Here is a 14,406-nt window from a genome sequence, read left to right on the forward strand (position 1 = left end):
CTAAATATAATCTTTTCAATTTTCCTAACTTGAAAAGATTTGATGCCTTTTCACAATTCATATAGGATTGCTATATAATACTCTAGTCTAGCACTTTCAGCGCTAACTATTATGATTCAACTTGTAGTAGGGTGGGTCAAAAATTTTTTTGAACTCCCCGGCAAAGTAGAGCAGTTTAAGCCTGTCGAGACACTAACGGACAGTCAAAGTGGCTATAAATTTGAGCATTTCGAGACACCAACGCCCAGTCAAAGGGGCTATGAATTTGAGCATGATGAGCTAAAACGCATCATGGTGAGGCTAAAAGGTTTTGAGACAGTTGAGTTGACCGATGTGTCTGGCACATTACTTACACCAGATAGCATAGACGAACGTTTTGGTAAAGATGGTGGAATTGACTGTGTGATCCACATTATTGCTCCAACCGAAAGAGGAGCAAAAAATGTAGCCACTCGCCTCAGAAATATTATTGTTAACGGTGACTACTAATGGCTTCGCAAAAAATAGCCCTTGAGTTTAAGGATCGCCACCTCACTCGTCCAATCTTGGATCAAATCGTCGGTGCTCAACTTCGCGCTGTTCCCGATGCAACTGAAATTATCATTCGCTGTCGTTCCGCTGCGAAAACCGCACGCGAAGCCGTTAATTTATATGGTATCAAAATCACAATAGTAGCTAGAGAAAATAATCCTCAAGACCCATGAAATATACTCTAAATTTTTCGCTGAAACTACAGAAGAACAACTCATTTATTGTCTACAACCGAGAAGCATTCGCCGAAACGCCAATTTCAATATCTGTTCCTGATGTTGTAAAAATTTTCGATCATTTTATTGAAACATTTGAAAAAGTAGGCATTACTGAACAGCCTGCGAATAACACTATACCGAGTGAGGAGAAAACTAAAGATACTACTGCTTTGACAGGCTTGTCTGCTACAGCATATATCTGTCAAGTACAACAACTAAATGAGACGGCTCTCACTAAATTTTGCACTGAACTCACAGAATATTTACAGAAGTGTTGCTCAGAGATTTCAAAAAGTTTTCTTTCTGAGGAAGTCAACTTGTCAATTTCAGGATTAACAGAGGTAATTGAGGTACGCAACTATCTAGCTAAGTTTACGAATAGTAAAAAAAAGGCTTACCAGAACGGATATTTGTATATCATGGTTGTTTGAATATGCAGCCAGTAGTAATTTAGGGTGCGTCAGCCATTGAGTAATCATGTAAAAAACAAAATTTATTAAGGGCTGACACACCCTACAACTTAATACTTCCGCTCCTGCGGCTCAAACATCGTAATCGCCACCGGCATATAAGCCAAATCAATTCCCGCAGGCGAATAATACGCCATTGTATGCTTCAAGAAATTGCCGTCATCGCGCTCAGTAAAATCTTCCCGCGAATGAGCTCCCCGACTTTCCTGTCGGTTCAAAGCAGAAGTTAAAATCATTTTCCCGACAATTATCAAACTACGCAACTCCAAAGCTTCCACAATTTCCGTATTCCACAACTTGCCTTTATCATCTAAGTAAACCTCCTCATATTGTCGCTCTAAATCCTCCAATTTCTTTAAACCTTCCTGCATCAATTCGGCGCTACGAAATACGCCACAATACTCAGTCATAGTATCTTGATACTGCTGCCGGATTTGATTGATGCGGTATTTTCCCGGACGTTCTAAAAGTGCCTGAATTTGCTCTTTTGCTTCCGTAATATAACGCTGTTCGTCTACGGCAGGTAACTTGCGATTTTGTACGAATTGTGCTATGGTTGCGCCAGTAACTTTGCCGTAAACTACGCATTCCAACAGCGAATTACTGCCCAAACGGTTCGCGCCATGAACAGACACGCAAGCTGCTTCGCCCGCTGCAAAAAAACCGTCCACCAAACTGTCAGGACTGCTGCGAACTTGCCCGCTAACATTAGTAGGAATTCCCCCCATTGAATAGTGAACGGTAGGCCGCACGGGCATCGGCTGATTTACGGCATCAATTCCTAACAAACGGTGGGCTTCTTCCCAAGCAAAAGGAATTTTGCTCATGATTTTTTCGCGTCCCATGTGCCGCAAATCCAGGTAGATAAAGGGGCCGCCGGCACTACCATCAACATTAATTCCTCGGCCGGCGCGAATTTCTATGGAAATTGACCGCGAAGTGATATCTCTGGGCGCTAATTCCATCCGCGACGGGGCATAATTCGCCATAAATCGATCGCCCTCTGAATTAATCAAATAAGCGCCTTCGCCCCGCACAGCCTCGGAAATCAACACTCCCACGGGATACAAACCCGTCGGGTGAAACTGCACAAACTCCATATCTTCCAGCGGCAATCCAGCTAAAGCCGTCATCGCCAAACCGTCTCCGGTGGAGGCGTAATCGTTCGACGTGGTATTGTAAACTCGGCCGTAACCCCCCGTAGCAAACATCACCGCCTTAGCACGGACAACCTCAATTTGACCGTCTAGAAGGCGGTACATCACTACCCCCTTGGCTTGACCTTCTTCCAAAATCAGGCGCGTGACATACCACTCCTGATAGATGTGAACCCCGTAACGGCGCAGATTGTTGACTAATTCGTGGAGGATGGCGTGACCGGTTTTGTCGGCGGCGTAGCAGGTGCGGCGGTGGGAATGTCCGCCGAAAGCGCGCTGGGCAATTCGGCCGTCTGGGAGGCGGGAGAAGAGGACTCCCATGTGTTCTAAATCTATGATTACACCGGGTGCTTCCCGAGTGAGAATTTCTACCGCGTCTTGGTCGGCTAAATAGTCTGAACCTTTTACTGTGTCGAAGGCGTGGGCTTTCCAACTGTCTTCGGGATCGACATTTTGCAGGCTGGAGGCCATGCCGCCTTGGGCTGCGACGGAGTGCGATCGAATCGGGTGAGTTTTGGCGACCACAGCTACCTTTAAACTCGGGTCAGTCCGGGCAATTTCTACTGCGGCGCGGCAACCTGCTAAACCGCCGCCTACAATGATTACGTCGTGTTCTAGCATTTTTTTTAATTATTTTGAGTGTTCTGCTCAACTTATGGTGACGCAAAAAAAAACTTCCTACCAAAAGAGCAGGAAGTTTTTTAACTTTTGATTTGAATGGAAAATCAAAAGTTAAAATCTCAAATTGGACTAGCCGGCGCTTTCGGCAGGATTCTGAAGCGACTGATTTCCCGTTGCAGAAGGTTGAGGTTCCGTACCGGGTTCTACAGCAAGCACTTCAATGTTATTTAGCAGAGTTGTAACGAAAGCAAACAGCAAGAAGGGCAGAGACAGCACTAAAATCAAGCCGACGGTAGCCAAGGCGAAGATTTGGCGGGCGCTACTCCACAAGGCGAGTGCCGACGCTAGACTTAGGAAGATGACTATCAGCCAAACAATGATTTGACCGTAAATGTCGCCAAAGGTGAGCGTACATCTAAGGCGATAGTTTTGGATGTTATTCATTTGATGCCTCGCGAGATTGCTATTACGACTTGTCCAAAAATACTTTGACAGTGCGTCAATGCCGACTGTAAATTTCTAAGTTTAGCTGCCGCAACTTGGTTTTGGGGTTGTTGTAAACATTCTTTATTGACACTCCCCAGCGTGAACGCACGGGGATTCTTAATTCATCGACTGACCTTTAAGCGCTGTGTCCTTGCGGCAATCCTTAAACTCTTCAACCGTGCAATTGCACCAATTGACCAGCTTAACTCACAACCACCCCAGAGAGCCTATCTCCAAAAGCGTACGCTTGATACGAGCAAGCGAGTTCGGGTGTGCCCCACCCTACTTGACTGAAACAAATTATTGATTTTCTGGTGAGAATGCGTTGATTCCCTAGCTCTGTTTTACAAGGTTTTCGCTACCCTTCTTTTTGCTCTCAAAAAGCTTTCAGGTTCTAGGGTGCCGACGATGGCGCCGCTTCACAACCGCCCACCTTGGGAATTACAACCATGTCTATTGTATCAAAAAGCCGTCCTATAACGACGGGGTTTTCAACCCAATTTCCTGATAAGTTGCCACAACACTTGATAAATTTTTGCTTCTGACTGGGAAATTCGGCCGAAACAGTTAGCTGACGAACTCCGAGGCCTAGAAACCTGGTTTTTTTAGGGTTTTGGCCGCCTGACTAGAAATAAACGCGCGAAAAAACCAACGTGATTGCCACCGGTGCGTCCAGGATTACCAAACCAAGGCATAAGGGGAAAGTCTACTTTTTGAGGGAGCCCCGAGTTGGTAAAGTAATGTTAAGCTGCATGGCAATGGAATCAACCTTTATAGTGTCCCACCTGTCTTTTGGCCCATGTTTTCAGAGAGCAAATTGCTGATTTCGCGCTGTTTCCTGGCCGGTTTGGGAACGCAGATGTTTATGTACCGCGAAGACCGGATTCCCCAAGAGAGCCCGGTACTGGTGGTCAGCAATCACCGCAGTTTCTTAGATCCTGTGCTGCTGACGGCGGCTTTGGGTCGATCGATCCGCTTTGCTTGTCATCATTACATGGGTCAAGTTCCGGTGATGAGAGAAATTGTCACGACTTTCGGCGCTTTCCCCTTGGAAGCACCCGAGCACCGACAGCAGCATTTTTTCTCTCAAGCCACAGCGCTGCTGCAAAGCGGGGAGATGGTGGGGGTGTTTCCAGAGGGTGCAGAACCGATGGTGAAGGTGACTGGGCCAAATACTGTGGGGAAGTTTCAGCGGGGATTTGCTCATTTGGCTTTGCGGGCGCCGGTGCGGGATTTGGCAGTTTTGCCGGTGGCGATTAGTTCTTTTGAGGAACACTCGGTACGATCGGGTGTACCGCTCAAGTTGTTGAGTTTGTTTGATCCTTCGGAACCGCTGTTCGATCGCTCTGGGTGGCATCCTGTGATAATTTATCAGCGAGTTAATGTTTTAATCGGCCAGCCTTACTGGATTACTGTAGAGAGACAGCAGCAATATCAAGGCAAAAAAGCCAAAGCAGTTGTGGCTGAACTCACAGACCACTGTCAGGGCGAAATTGCAGAATTACTCCAACGAGGTTGTTTGTAAGTTTGTTGACTGTTGACTGTTGACTGTTGACTATTGGCTGGTGTGAGATTTCCAATCTAAAATCTAAAATCTAAAATCTAAAATCGATTGACTTGAATCATGGCAAATGCTAACAATAAGGTTCGTTTCCTAACCCCCAAACCCCCGAAACCCGATCGCCCTTTATTTGTATTTTTGCCCGGTATGGACGGGGGCGGTTTGCTGCTGCGATCCCAAATTCCTAAATTAGCCAATCATTTCGACATTCGTTGCTTAACTTTACCTGCGGACGATAGGCCTAGTTGGGATGTACTGGTTGGGGAAACAATTGCCTTAATTGAAGCCGAAAAGCAAGCCGGAAAGCCGAAGCGGCCGGTTTATCTGTGCGGCGAGTCATTTGGGGGGTGTTTAGCGATGAAAGTGATGTTAGAAGCTCCCCAATTGTGCGATCGATTAATCTTAGTCAATCCAGCTTCTTCCTTTCGACAGCAGCCTTGGGTGCAGTGGGGTTCGTACCTGACTCAGTGGCTGCCCGCCAACCTTTATCCGCTCTCGGTAATCGGTTTATTGCCGATATTAGCATCCTTAGGAAAGATTGGGCGCGACGATCGCCGCGCGTTGCTAGAAGCGATGCAAGCGGTACCGCAAAACACGTCTGTGTGGAGATTGGCGTTAGTGCGATCGTTTAATGTTGACGAAAATCAGTTGCGTGGCATCAAGCAGCCGACGCTAGTAATTGCTAGCGGTGCCGATCGGCTGCTGCCTTCCCTAGTAGAAGCGAAGCTTTTAGTCAAGGTAATTCCCAATGCTGAAATGGTGCTGCTGGCTAACAGCGGTCATGCTTGTTTGTTAGAAACAGATGTTAACCTTTACGGGATAATGCAAGCTCGCAATTTTTTGACAAAATCAGAAGAAAATCTGTCTTTAGTCAATAGTCATTAGTCATTAGTCATTAGCTATGACTTCTCTCTTCTGAGTCAGTCAGGGCCAAATTAGAGATTGGGCGAGGGGTAAAGTTTATATTACAATTAACCCGCCCTGACACTCATTAGTAAGTGTCCGAAAACCAGCCACTAAGGACTAATAACTAATGACTACTGACTAATTAAGATTTAGCCATTTTTGAGCATTAAGCCGCTGGACGACACCAAACACCATGAGGTCTAGTGTTACCTTGCGCTCATCTATCAAAAAAGGCTCTAAAGTGCTAGTTTTGGTATTATTGTCAGCGCAGGAAAACGCCCTTTGACTTTGAATATTTTCTTGAGGAAAATATAGGTTAAATTGGCGCTGACCTTCTTGGAATTTCCCAATTACCTGCCAGCAATCCCCGGCGGAACTCATGCCCGCAACTGGGAGTTTTTGCTTTGCCAAACTCACCTCTAAATCCTTAACGCCCTGCTTAGTCAAAGCAGTTTGCAAAGCGGGCAAATAATCTTGTTGAATAAATTCCGCAAAGGGCTTGTCTTCAACAGCAGGTGCTTTTTCCTTTTTAGCTTTAGCTGGGGGCTTGTCGCCTTCGGCCTTGGCTGCGGGCTTTTTAGCAGCCGCCTGGGGCTTGTCAGTGCTGGGTAAGTCGGTTGTCTCGGGTTCGTCGGAACTCGGGGCGTTCTCGATCGAAGCACTGGGAGTTTCGGATTCGCCAGCGGTAGGATTTTTCGGTTCTTTCTTGGCTGCGGGTTTTTTAGCAGTGGGCTGAGGCTTGTCAGTGCTGGGAAAGTCGCTTGTCTCGGGTTCGTCGGAACTCGGGGCGTTCTCGATCGAAGCAGTGGGAGTTTCTGATTCTCCAGCGGTAGGGTTTTGCGGTTCTTCTGGCATTAACGCTTCCTTTTAAAAGTGCTCGGTAAAAGGAGTGGTGAGTGCAGGTGGGGGCGATCGACTTTTGCGATCGCGCACACTGCTTATCGAAAACCAACCGAGAGAGAATTGCTCTTTCCAAAAAATTTGAACTCAAAACACTCTCAGAGGGCGATCGCCTGCCAATATCACAACTCCTTTGGTTATTCTAAATCTCAGCGACAGCTCGTTCAATCAAACGGCGGGCGAGAGTTTGAACACCAGTGTGTTCGTAGTAGTTGGTAGTCATATCGAGGAATGCGCCCACGTAGTCCACCTTGTCAGCAGAAATTTCTATAAAATTCTGCAAGTTGCCGAGTACGTTTTGGGGAGTCAAACCTCGATCGCTCACAAAAGAGCTCATCCAGCCAGAAACCGAGTTAAAGCTTTCGCCGATAAAGCCGAGTTGGCCTGCGGGAGATCCCCCAGGAATCATGCCGCCGATGGCATTAAATGACGGATTGGACTGCAAATCGTTAGGAGAGAGCTTTTGAATCCAAGACTGAGTTGCCATGATAAAGTCTGGCCCCAAAGGAATCAAACCGTCAAAACAAACCAAAGCAGCCATCCGCATCAGGGATTCGCCGCCGTAGTCACCCAAGGATGCGGCAAAATCGCCGATGCTGTCGCCGGGAATGCCGTTGATTTGGCAAAACGCGAGCAACTCAGTGACTAACTTCAAAGAAAGGTCGATCGTTTGAGCTTTTTCTGCCTTGGGAGTGATATTGCCGAGGAACGACAAAAACGAGACATTTTCCGCAACCTTATTAGCGAGGGCGGCAGTGCCCAAAGCCTTGTCGGCGTTGTCAATAGTTTGGTAGAGCCAAAGAGCGCGCTGGTAGCCCTCTGATTTATCGTTGAAGAGGTAGATAGCGCGCTCGCCGATTTGCTGAATCAGTTCTTCGTCAGTTTCGCCAGTAACGGTGCGAATTGTATTTTCAAAGCCAACTAAATTGTTCCACTCGCCGGGAACCACAAAGTCAAGCGCTCGCAGGGCTTTGACAGTCATGTTGTCTTGAGGCAGTTGATCGACTAATTCAAAGACTGTTTTGCTCACAAAAAACTCCTTATGCTGGAACGAAAATCAAAGGTATTACTTTTGGCAGATTGCAAAACTTCACAGTCTCATTGTGGCAGACTTAGTGGTGATAGCGCCAGACTTGAGTCGGGCGCGGAGTTTGACAAAAGAGATTGCTACTTGAGGCGGGCGAGGCCGCCCAGGTTAAATTTTGACAGCCAAGCTTCGCGATCGCTAGCGGTAAAAGAGGTAGTGCGGGATTGAACTTTCACCTGATAGCGATTTGCCACTAAAACAGCGGTACCATTAGCACCCTGATTAACGGCGGGATAGCCACTGATTTGCTTGGTACTTTGCTTAAATTTTGCACCTGCGTTGGGGTTGCCGGCGATGTCGTTAATCGAGAGAACCGCGACATTTTTACCGCCTTTGTTCAGCTTAGCTTCAGCAAAACCGGATTTTTCTTGAGCAAAAACGCGATCGAATCCACCGCCAGAAGAGGGGAAATATTTATTTAACTTACCGCCTGCAACTGCCTTATTGGGCAGGTTTTGATTACTAGCACTTGATTTGTCAGCAGTTGTCTGCTTGGCTTTAGCAGGTTTTTGGGTGCTTTCCTGCTGGGCTTTGTCCCAGCGGGAGGGGGCTTGGGTTTGACCGCAGGCGGTCACTAACAGCAATACCGAGATCAGGAATGGAGCTAAGATGCGGCGTGCGGGGGAAAATTGCATCGCTGTCTCCTCATTAGTAGGTTTCCATAACAATTGTGGCTTAGAATTTGGCAATTTGTGTGCTCTGATCGGATGATTTGTCTTCTTTGCAAAAAAATCCTCTGCCTGCCGACAGAGGATTTTTTTGCAATTACGAGTTTTGAAGGAAGAAAACTGAAAGATTGCTCCACAGATAAATTCTGGGGATGGGGGTAAAGAAACTAAGTTTTCCGATAGCCAGCTATCTCAAAACAATTTTTGCTGATTTTCCCTAGATTTATCTAGAAATTTCAGAGCAATTGTTCGTCAATTGTCTTACTTCGGCTTTCCAACTTAGGTCTTACTTTAGGGGTAAGGCTCAGGCGTCGCTTTCAATGTAGATAAACAACAAACCCATTACCACAACCGGCATCAGCCAGGTGATTAGCGGAATCATGATCCAAGGCAAGAAAGAAGCAGCGTAGGAACCTGTCATATCAAATTCTCCAAACTAAAGTTAGTGTGTTCCAACAGGGATATTTGGGAGTCGAGTCTAATTATTGACTAAACCCCGGAAAATGGCATCGAGGCCATTAAAGTTTTCGAGTAAGAAGTAGGCAAGAAAGACGCCGCCCATCCCGCCAATGAAGAAACCAGCGGTATACTGGCTCCACCCTTCAGAATTTCTGAGGGCATCGGGGGTCATGGGATTAGCGCTAGGGTAGCTGGTGTTGTCTTGTTTGAAAGAGACTAAACCGTAAAGAGACAGACCTATTGTGCCAAGCAGAACTAAGACGAGGGCTGTATATAATCCGCCGAGATTAGCTGCTTCTCCATAATCCCGCAGGGGTCCGAAGACGATTTGGGGGCCGATGAGGAAATAACCGTGTGCCAAACCGATTTCTAGACCTCGAACTAGGGGCGAGAGTCCTTTGCGGTAGATGGGCAAGTTCCCAAGGTATGCTTTTGTGAAATCAGAAGCACTGATGGGGGTGGCTAGATGACCCGTGAAGGGGTCGCCGTTAAAGGGTTTAATAAGCTCTGCATCTCTGGGATCGGGCATATTCTGTTTGTCCTCGCAGTTTAATAAAGTTGAGGCGTTCAAGTCATATTTTACGCAGGGAGGTGTTTCCTATTTGCATAATTGGCAGCAAGCTTTAGAAAAGTTCACTATTCTTTAGTTTTTGGAAGAATTTTTCTTTTGCCTCTTATACCAGAAAGCGAGTCGATCGGGCGACACTCCTAGGAAATAAGCGATAATTACTATTTGATTAATGGCGGTAGTTTTGATGACCCCAAGCTGCTGCCAGCGACGGGCGGAGGTCAGCACTGGCTGGGGTACTATTTCAATGCGGCCTTGTTTTTTCAATTGGCGCACGAATTCAAAGTCTTCCATGAGGGGCAAGTCGGGAAAACCGCCGATTTTGTCAAAGGTAACTGCGTGGAGGAAAATAGCTTGGTCGCCGTAGGGCATTTCCAAAAAGTTCGATCGGCAGTTTACCCCTGTTTCTACCAGCCGGAGGCTGAGCCTGCTGGCGTCAATCTTGAGTTCAAAGGCCCCCGCCACTGCAGACGGGTTAGCTAGTGCCCGACGCGCGCTATCGTCGTACCCGCGAGGCAAAAGAGTGTCTGCGTGGAGAAACAGCAGGATATCTCCAGTAGCAGCAGCAGCACCTGCATTCATTTGGGTGGCGCGGCCTGGGGCGGTGGAGATAACTCGCACGCCCAAAGATTTTGCTATATCTGCTGTACCGTCGCTGCTGCCGCCGTCGGCGACAATTATTTCCACATTTTTGGCCTCCAGGGCGGTGGAGATGACTGGCGCAATTGTAGGTGCTTCGTTTAAGACTGGAATGATAATGGAAATTTTGAGAGTGGGATTTTCTGGCGACATACAGAATTAAGCAGCCCGTGAGAGAGGGCGGGTTTTGTACAAAGCTTATCTGTTATTTAGCCAATTTTTTACGCCGCGATCGCCCCTACATTTGGCCTTAAGATGGGAGGGCGAGTTTTGTACAAAACAGAGCTGTTAGTTGCTAATTTTTTACGCCGGGCCCGCGCCTACATGGGGCTTTTATCTGCCAGGGCGGGTTTCGTACAAAGGAGAGCTGTTAGTTGCTCATTTATTTGCTAATTTTTGGCTTTTTCTCGCGCCTGGGACTATTGTCCCAAGCGCTGTCTAACCACTACTGATATTCAGCATTTGGTTAGACAAATACACTTACTATATTATGGCTTTCTGGTTTAATAATCAAGTATTTTTCTCAAATTATATATGATAATTCCTAATAAGTGAGAAACCTTAAATAGACTTTAGTTCTTTCAATATATTAATATCTAAACCGAGGAGGTCTTCTGGTAGATCGATATCTGCAAGAGTAGGAAGATAAGCAATATTGAGGTCTAGCTTTTGCGCTATCGCCCGCGTACAAGCAAATACTTCACTCGTTCCCCAGTGAATGCCACCGAACAATTCCGGTATCGATCGCCGCAACCCTATCAGATAATAACCTCCGTCTTTAGCGGGGCCCAAAACTAAATCGTGTTGGCTCAGTTCATCAAAAGCTTGTGCCATGATTTCTGCTTTCAAATCCGGGCAATCAGTGCCGATAATGGCAGTTTTATGAACCCCTGAATTAAAAGATTTGTCAAACGCTGCTGTCATTCTTGCCCCCAAATCGCCGTCTATTTGATTTTGACAAATAATATCAGTTCCCAACCACTCTTGCATCAGTTGTTCGCTGCCGCCGGCTCCGTGAATTTCTACCGATAATCGGCGGGATTTTTCGAGAGAGAGAGCGCAGGCGATCGTCCGTTGGGCCATCAAGCGGTGAAGGTTGGCAGCGCCTGTTTTTCCCAGCACCGGAATAAGTCGAGTTTTGGTTGTTCCCGGTTCGGGATAGCGGGTGAAAACAATCAATTTTTCGGACATCATTTATAGTTGTTGATGAGTTTTAAAGGCCGAAACCCCAGAGGCGCATAGGAAGAGAAGAGAAGGAGTGGACAACTGATTCACAGATTGCCGATCTATGTTGGTGGGTTAGGCAATGACTTAATTGAATCACCGCGCCCAACCCACCACACAATAAATTTACTTAAAAATAGCCAGCGGTTAGCTCATTTCTAGCATTCGCTCTATCGGCTGCAAGGCTGCTAGTTGAATATCTAGGGGCATGGTAATTTCGGGGGTTTGATTTTTTAGGGAGAGATACAATTTTTCCAAGGTATTTAATCTCATGTGCGGGCATTCGTTGCAAGCACAGTTATTATTGGTTGAAGGAGCGGGGATGAAGCGTTTGTGCGGAGCTTGCTTTTGCATTTGGTGAATGATTCCAGGTTCAGTCGCGACAATAAAAGCTTGGCTGGAAGAGGTTTGAGAATATTTGAGCAAAGCGGTGGTGGAGCCTATGTAATTAGCGTGGCGCAGCACGGGAGGTTCGCATTCTGGGTGAGCAATTATTTCGGCTTCGGGATTTTCAATTTTGAGTTGAACTATCTTTTTTTCTGAGAAGTTTTCGTGGACAATGCAGGCTCCTTGCCAAATCTCCATGTTTCTACCGGTTTGTTCCATGACGTAGCGGCCGAGATTGCGATCTGGCCCAAAAATTATCGGCTGATTTTTTGGAATTTGGTTGACAATTTTAACAGCGTTAGAACTGGTGCAAATTATATCGCTCATTGCCTTAATGGCGGCGCTACAATTAATGTAGGAAATTACTGAATGTCCTGGTCGAGCGGCTTTGAAAGCTGCAAAGGCTTCGGGAGGGCAACTGTCGGCGAGGGAACACCCAGCATTTAAGTCTGGCAACAATACTAATTTGTCGGGATTGAGAATTTTTGCGGTTTCGGCCATGAAATGAACTCCGGCAAAAACTATGACATCGGCGCTGGTGTTGGCGGCTTTGCGGGCAAGTTCTAGGGAGTCGCCAATGAAGTCTGCGATGTCTTGAATCTCGGAGTCTTGGTAATAGTGGGCGAGAATGACGGCGTTCAACTCTTGTTTGAGGGCGTTAATTGCTGCAAACAAGTCGTTGGGCAGTCGGGTTTGAGTAAAGTTCGGAGCAGGTGCGGTGGTAAACACAGTTAGAATATTCCGGGGAAGGTGGCGAAGACAGCTAAAGTGTATTTTGAATTATAGTTGAATTCACCAAAAAGTGCTGGCTGTTCAGTGGAGCCCATCTAATATCTCAAATCTAAAATCCAAAATATGCTGCGGGAGAGTGCAAAAATTGGTCGCTGTTTCTTATGCTGAGTAAGAAGGGGCTAGGGCTCGATCGCACATAACAAATGAAATGAATAAAGCTAAATCTATCAAAATTGCGGTGGTGGGGGACGTTCACGATCGCTGGGAACCGGAAGACGGCGAGGCCCTGAAGCATCTGGGCGTTGATTTGGTGCTGTTTGTGGGGGATTTTGGCAATGAGTCGGTGGAGGTGGTGCGGGCGATCGCCCAATTGGACATTCCGAAAGCAGCGGTGTTTGGGAACCACGACGCTTGGTACACGGCGACAGAGTGGGGCCGCAGTCAGTGTCCTTACGATCGCACTCAAGAAAATTGGGTAAAACAGCAGTTAGATTTAATGGGAGAAGCTCACGTCGGTTACCGGAAGCGTGATTTTCCAGAATTGGGCGTAACTGTGGTGGGAAGCCGCCCGTTTACTTGGGGGGGCTCGGAGTGGAAGTACGGGGATTTTTACTCGGAATGGTTTGGGGTAGAGAGTTTTGAAGAATCAGCGCGACGCATTGCAGAAGCTGCGGCGGAGGCGCACTGCGAAAATGTGATTTTTTTGGGTCACACGGGCCCGACGGGGTTGGGAGAGGCTCCTGAAGACCCCTGCGGGCGAGATTGGAAGCCACTGGGAGGGGATTGGGGCGACCCGGATTTTGCGGAGGCGATCGATCGAACTCGTACCACAGGAAAGCACATACCGCTGGTAACTTTTGGTCATATGCACCACAAACTGCGGCACACGAAGCACGAGTTGCGGAAGTCGCTGGAGGTGAGTGCGGAGGGTACAGTTTATTTGAATGCCGCCAGCGTACCGCGAATTGTGGAGAAAGACTGCTCGAAACTGCGGAATTTCTCGATCGTCCTGCTGGAAAATGGAGCAGTGTCCGAAGTGTCTCTGGTTTGGCTGGGGGCAGATTTCGCGGTGGCCTTAGAACAAATTCTTTATCGGGGCGGTGAATCTGCGGCTATTTGTAGTTAGAGACAATTGCTGGTATGATAAAATGAATGCGCCCGGAGAGGTGGCAGAGTGGTCGAATGCGCCTGACTTGAAATCAGGTGAACCGCAAGGTTCCGTGGGTTCAAATCCCACCCTCTCCGTTTTTGAGAACTAGCAAAAAGAACTGGCAAAAAAAACACCCCCGCAGGGGTGCTGTTGCTTACCAGGTAATTTTTCTAGCCAACTGAGTTAACTAAAGCCTTCTTCATCCGCCGGGTCGCCGTAGGGATCTTCGCTCGCGGGGATGACATTGCCGAACATTCCAGCATCCGCTACGTAGTCTGCAGGGTCGCCGTAGGGGTCTTCGCTGGCCGGAGTCACGTTGCCGAACTGTGCGTAGTCGGTACCGGCGTCGTCTGCGGGGTCGCCGTAGGGGTCTTGGCTGGCCGGGGTCAGGTTGCCGTACTCTCCGTACTCAGCCGGGTCGCCGTAGGGGTCTTGGCTGGCTGGAGTCAGGTTGCCGTACTCTCCGTACTCAGCCGGGTCGCCGTAGGGGTCTTGGCTGGCTGGAGTCAGGTTGCCGTACTCTCCGTACTCAGCCGGGTCGCCGTAGGGGTCTTGGCTGGCTGGAGTCAGGTTGCCGTACTCTCCGTACTCAGCCGGGTCGCCGTAGGGGTCTTGGCTGGCTGGAGTCAGGTTGCCGTACTC

Annotated in this window: 17 protein-coding genes and 1 tRNA gene; 7 read left to right on the plus strand and 11 right to left on the minus strand. The window is 47.7% G+C overall.

Annotated features, from left to right (window positions below; translation table 11 throughout):
- Positions 1 to 111: 111 nt before the first annotated feature.
- From QUA47_RS27605 to QUA47_RS27615, 3 genes are read left to right on the plus strand one after another with little or no spacing between them, the layout of a single operon-like run.
- The gene (locus QUA47_RS27605; RefSeq protein ID WP_333433121.1) at positions 112 to 489 is read left to right on the plus strand and encodes a hypothetical protein; all 378 of its coding nucleotides are present in this window, start codon (positions 112 to 114) and stop codon (positions 487 to 489) included.
- Entirely contained in the window at positions 489 to 704 is a 216-nt protein-coding gene (locus QUA47_RS27610; RefSeq protein ID WP_333258239.1) for a hypothetical protein, read from the plus strand. Before QUA47_RS27605 ends, QUA47_RS27610 begins: the two co-directional genes overlap by 1 nt.
- Positions 701 to 1,180: a hypothetical protein gene (locus tag QUA47_RS27615; RefSeq protein ID WP_333433122.1), complete on the plus strand. Its 480-nt coding sequence runs from the start codon at positions 701 to 703 to the stop codon at positions 1,178 to 1,180. Before QUA47_RS27610 ends, QUA47_RS27615 begins: the two co-directional genes overlap by 4 nt.
- An 89-nt stretch (positions 1,181 to 1,269) precedes the next feature.
- Here the strand turns inward: QUA47_RS27615 and QUA47_RS27620 are convergent, their stop codons facing one another.
- The gene (locus QUA47_RS27620; RefSeq protein WP_333433123.1) at positions 1,270 to 2,997 is read right to left on the minus strand and encodes a succinate dehydrogenase/fumarate reductase flavoprotein subunit; all 1,728 of its coding nucleotides are present in this window, start codon (positions 2,995 to 2,997) and stop codon (positions 1,270 to 1,272) included.
- 129 nt (positions 2,998 to 3,126) lie between these two features.
- Entirely contained in the window at positions 3,127 to 3,441 is a 315-nt protein-coding gene (locus QUA47_RS27625) for a hypothetical protein (protein WP_190741078.1), read from the minus strand.
- Between the two features lie 841 nt (positions 3,442 to 4,282).
- Between QUA47_RS27625 and QUA47_RS27630 the strand changes: the two genes are divergently transcribed.
- Both QUA47_RS27630 and QUA47_RS27635 read left to right on the plus strand, forming a co-directional pair.
- A complete protein-coding gene (locus tag QUA47_RS27630) occupies positions 4,283 to 5,008 on the plus strand; it encodes a lysophospholipid acyltransferase family protein (protein ID WP_006633213.1) in 726 nt (241 codons plus the stop codon).
- A gap of 99 nt (positions 5,009 to 5,107) precedes the next feature.
- The gene (locus QUA47_RS27635) at positions 5,108 to 5,929 is read left to right on the plus strand and encodes an alpha/beta hydrolase (RefSeq protein WP_333285638.1); all 822 of its coding nucleotides are present in this window, start codon (positions 5,108 to 5,110) and stop codon (positions 5,927 to 5,929) included.
- Positions 5,930 to 6,088: 159 nt separating this feature from the next.
- Here the strand turns inward: QUA47_RS27635 and QUA47_RS27640 are convergent, their stop codons facing one another.
- The 8 genes from QUA47_RS27640 to nadA form a co-directional block, all read right to left on the minus strand.
- Positions 6,089 to 6,805, minus strand: coding sequence for a DUF2996 domain-containing protein (locus QUA47_RS27640; RefSeq protein WP_333433124.1), 717 nt, complete (start codon positions 6,803 to 6,805; stop codon positions 6,089 to 6,091).
- Positions 6,806 to 6,992: 187 nt separating this feature from the next.
- Entirely contained in the window at positions 6,993 to 7,880 is an 888-nt protein-coding gene (locus QUA47_RS27645) for a hypothetical protein (RefSeq protein ID WP_333433125.1), read from the minus strand.
- A 137-nt stretch (positions 7,881 to 8,017) separates the two neighbouring features.
- Positions 8,018 to 8,572 (minus strand): hypothetical protein, encoded by a 555-nt coding sequence (locus QUA47_RS27650; protein ID WP_333433126.1) that lies wholly within the window; start codon positions 8,570 to 8,572, stop codon positions 8,018 to 8,020.
- A 337-nt stretch (positions 8,573 to 8,909) separates the two neighbouring features.
- Complete coding sequence (locus QUA47_RS27655; RefSeq protein ID WP_006633218.1) at positions 8,910 to 9,026, minus strand: photosystem I reaction center subunit VIII; 117 nt, start codon at positions 9,024 to 9,026, stop codon at positions 8,910 to 8,912.
- A gap of 57 nt (positions 9,027 to 9,083) precedes the next feature.
- Entirely contained in the window at positions 9,084 to 9,593 is a 510-nt protein-coding gene (locus tag QUA47_RS27660) for a photosystem I reaction center protein subunit XI (RefSeq protein ID WP_006633219.1), read from the minus strand.
- Positions 9,594 to 9,707: 114 nt separating this feature from the next.
- Complete coding sequence (locus tag QUA47_RS27665) at positions 9,708 to 10,424, minus strand: TIGR04283 family arsenosugar biosynthesis glycosyltransferase (protein ID WP_333433127.1); 717 nt, start codon at positions 10,422 to 10,424, stop codon at positions 9,708 to 9,710.
- A 408-nt stretch (positions 10,425 to 10,832) separates the two neighbouring features.
- Positions 10,833 to 11,465, minus strand: coding sequence for a TIGR04282 family arsenosugar biosynthesis glycosyltransferase (locus QUA47_RS27670; RefSeq protein ID WP_333433128.1), 633 nt, complete (start codon positions 11,463 to 11,465; stop codon positions 10,833 to 10,835).
- 177 nt (positions 11,466 to 11,642) lie between these two features.
- A complete protein-coding gene (nadA, locus tag QUA47_RS27675) occupies positions 11,643 to 12,611 on the minus strand; it encodes a quinolinate synthase NadA (protein ID WP_333433129.1) in 969 nt (322 codons plus the stop codon).
- Positions 12,612 to 12,822: 211 nt separating this feature from the next.
- Between nadA and QUA47_RS27680 the strand changes: the two genes are divergently transcribed.
- On the plus strand, positions 12,823 to 13,740 hold the full coding sequence (locus tag QUA47_RS27680) for a TIGR04168 family protein (protein ID WP_333433130.1): 918 nt from the start codon (positions 12,823 to 12,825) through the stop codon (positions 13,738 to 13,740).
- Positions 13,741 to 13,774: 34 nt separating this feature from the next.
- A tRNA-Ser gene (locus QUA47_RS27685) sits at positions 13,775 to 13,859 on the plus strand.
- 88 nt (positions 13,860 to 13,947) lie between these two features.
- Here QUA47_RS27685 and QUA47_RS27690 read toward each other — a convergent pair.
- The gene (locus QUA47_RS27690) at positions 13,948 to 14,394 is read right to left on the minus strand and encodes a translation initiation factor (protein WP_333433131.1); all 447 of its coding nucleotides are present in this window, start codon (positions 14,392 to 14,394) and stop codon (positions 13,948 to 13,950) included.
- Positions 14,395 to 14,406 lie beyond the last annotated feature (12 nt).

This window comes from Microcoleus sp. MON2_D5 (genome assembly GCF_036701905.1).
Taxonomy (GTDB): domain Bacteria; phylum Cyanobacteriota; class Cyanobacteriia; order Cyanobacteriales; family Microcoleaceae; genus Microcoleus.